This is a genomic window from Bacillus haikouensis (assembly GCF_013179555.1).
Lineage (GTDB): Bacteria > Bacillota > Bacilli > Bacillales > Bacillaceae_B > Rossellomorea > Rossellomorea haikouensis_A.
On record NZ_JABMCR010000440.1, the window covers coordinates 1 to 2,399 of the forward strand.

The following is a 2,399-nucleotide window of genomic DNA, read 5'->3' on the forward strand; positions in this document are numbered from 1 at the left end:
ATAGCTTATTTCATTCGAAAACGAAAACATCAAAAAGAGAGATTGAAACAATCTCTCTCCACTTTTCATGAACCTAATACTCTCCTTATCGCGTCTACTACCCTAACTTCATCAAAAGGTTTTACAATAAAATCCTTTGCCCCGCTCTCAATCGCTTCCACGACTATTTTCTGCTGACCCATGGCTGAGCACATGATGATCTTGGCTTTAGGGTACTCATTCATAATTTTCTTCACAGCTTCAATCCCGTTCATTTCAGGCATGGTAATATCCATTGTTACCAGGTCCGGCTGAAGTTCCCGAAACTTTTTCACTGCTTCTTCCCCATTTTCCGCTTCACCAACCACACTGTATCCACTGGATGTCAGCATATTCCCAAGCGTCACTCTCATAAACTTAGCGTCGTCCACTACCAGTATTGTTGCCACAGGTGTACCTCCTCGTTTACCCCATCCTATCGTTATGATACTATAGTCCTATTTACAGATTAACTATACCATCTATAACTGGATGGTTTCAATTTTTTCCAACTATTTTTCAAAAGAAAGTAATTAGAATCCCTGGAAGCCTCCAAATACAGAAGTGAAGTAAGAGAGAATGACTGTCATCCAATCAAAGAAAAGCATTATACCGACTACAATCATAATATATCCGCCTATTTTGACGATTTTTGCACTGTTTTTTCTGACCCATTGCATTCTCCCTATGAAGAAGGAAAGAATGAGGAAAGGAATGGCAAACCCTAGGACATATGCTGTCATATAGAATACCCCTGACCCAGGATTTGTTGCAGCAAGCGCAAGAACAGAAGCAAGTATGGGACCGGTACAAGGTGTCCAGCCCGCCGCAAAAGCCATTCCGATCAGTGCGGATCCGATGAAGCCTGATGGTCTGTTTTTAAATTCAATCCGACGTTCTTTCATAAGCATTTCAGGGGTGAAAACACCAATCACCACAAGTCCGAATACAACAATGAATATCGCGCCCAGCTGGCGGATCAAATCTTTATAATCAAGGAAGAATTCCCCGATGAAAGAAGTACCGAATCCGATTGCGATGAATATGACGGAAAAACCCAGAAGAAAAAATATAGTATGTGTCAGACTTCTTCTTTGCAGCATGGCATTGTCCGTTTTGAGTTCACTAACACTCATTCCAGTTATATAAGAAAGGAAGGCTGGATATAAAGGAAGGCAGCATGGAGAGATAAAGCTTAAAAAACCCGCCCCGAAAGCCAGAAATAAATTAATATCTGCCATTGTTTCAACTCCTACTTTAGATAATATATCTCTATTCTATCAAACATCGCCTTAGACTATGAGAATCTATTGTGTGAACGATTTGTGACTATTTAATTACATTTTCATTCCTCACTTTCCATTCTTGTTTCAACGCCTTTAAAAATGTATTTTAGCTTTGATAAATTGTTCCGATTTCGTTATACTAATAAAAAGTTACAGTTATTACTAGTTTTGTATTCCTCCTGTTAGGAATTACAAAAGAAAGGAAACAGCCGTGTCTAAACAAGAGCTTATTGAACGTATAGAAAAAAAGCGTGCTCAGTTGATTGAAATAGTAGCTGAAAACGGACTCTCATCTCCTAAAGCTATTCAAATCAGTCAGGAATTGGATCTTCTGTTGAATCATTACAATACGAAATATCTAAAAAAATATTCGACTCAGGTAAGTTGATTTCCAAAACGTATACATATATTAATATAATGAAAAGCAGACCCGATTGCCGGTCTGCTTTTCGATTTGGTTGCCTTTACGATCATTTCTCCATATGCGGCGGAGAAATTCACTCCCCTTGGTCCGGATTCTTTATGACATTCCTTTTGAGACTGCATCTTCCATGCCTTCTACAAGTCCATTTTGCAATAGAAACATTTTATGATAAATTCCCCTTTTTAAAAGCAGTTCCTGATGTGTCCCTCTTTCAACTATCCTACCTTGGTGAAGAACCAGAATCAGGTTTGCATCCTGAATCGTTGACAAACGATGGGCAATGGCAATAGTGGTTCTTCCCTGTCGCATTTTAGACAGCGCACCCTGGATCGCTTCCTCTGTCTCAGTATCGATATTAGCAGTCGCTTCATCCAGTATAAGGATCTTTGGCTTTACCGCAATTGTTCTGGCAAAAGCAATAAGCTGCCTCTGGCCGCTCGATAAAGTGGCACCTCTTTCGGCTACTTTACTTGAATAACCATCCTCCAGTTTTTCAATAAATACATCAGCTTGAACAAACCTGGCTGCATTCAAAACTTCTTCTTCAGACATGTCTTCGTTATGCAATTTAATATTGTCCCGGATCGTCCCGTAGAAAAGAAACGGATCCTGGAGCACCAATCCCATTTTTTCTCTCAGTTCCTTCATGGGATAAGATTTAATGCTTTTTC

4 protein-coding genes are annotated in these 2,399 nt (G+C 39.6%); 1 reads left to right on the forward strand and 3 read right to left on the reverse strand.

Going from position 1 to position 2,399, the window contains the following annotated elements; translation table 11 throughout:
- Positions 1–65 precede the first annotated feature (65 nt).
- Both HP456_RS22810 and HP456_RS22815 read right to left on the reverse strand, forming a co-directional pair.
- Complete coding sequence (locus tag HP456_RS22810) at positions 66–428, reverse strand: response regulator (protein WP_172255341.1); 363 nt, start codon at positions 426–428, stop codon at positions 66–68.
- A 123-nt stretch (positions 429–551) separates the two neighbouring features.
- Positions 552–1,259, reverse strand: coding sequence for a cytochrome c biogenesis CcdA family protein (locus tag HP456_RS22815; RefSeq protein WP_172255343.1), 708 nt, complete (start codon positions 1,257–1,259; stop codon positions 552–554).
- A gap of 256 nt (positions 1,260–1,515) precedes the next feature.
- On the opposite strand from HP456_RS22815, the gene HP456_RS22820 reads away from it, so the two are divergent.
- Positions 1,516–1,692 carry an aspartyl-phosphate phosphatase Spo0E family protein gene (locus tag HP456_RS22820; RefSeq protein WP_172255345.1) on the forward strand — a complete coding sequence of 59 codons (177 nt, stop codon included), beginning with the start codon at positions 1,516–1,518 and terminating at the stop codon, positions 1,690–1,692.
- A 132-nt stretch (positions 1,693–1,824) separates the two neighbouring features.
- On the opposite strand, the gene HP456_RS22825 is transcribed toward HP456_RS22820, so the two are convergent.
- On the reverse strand, positions 1,825–2,399 hold a 575-nt coding region (locus HP456_RS22825; RefSeq protein WP_172255347.1), incomplete at its 5' end, for an ATP-binding cassette domain-containing protein.

Excerpts from the sequence above, each read along its gene's own strand:
- HP456_RS22815 (WP_172255343.1), bottom strand. The coding sequence starts at position 1,259 with ATGGCAGATATTAATTTATTTCTGGCTTTCGGGGCGGGTTTTTTAAGC.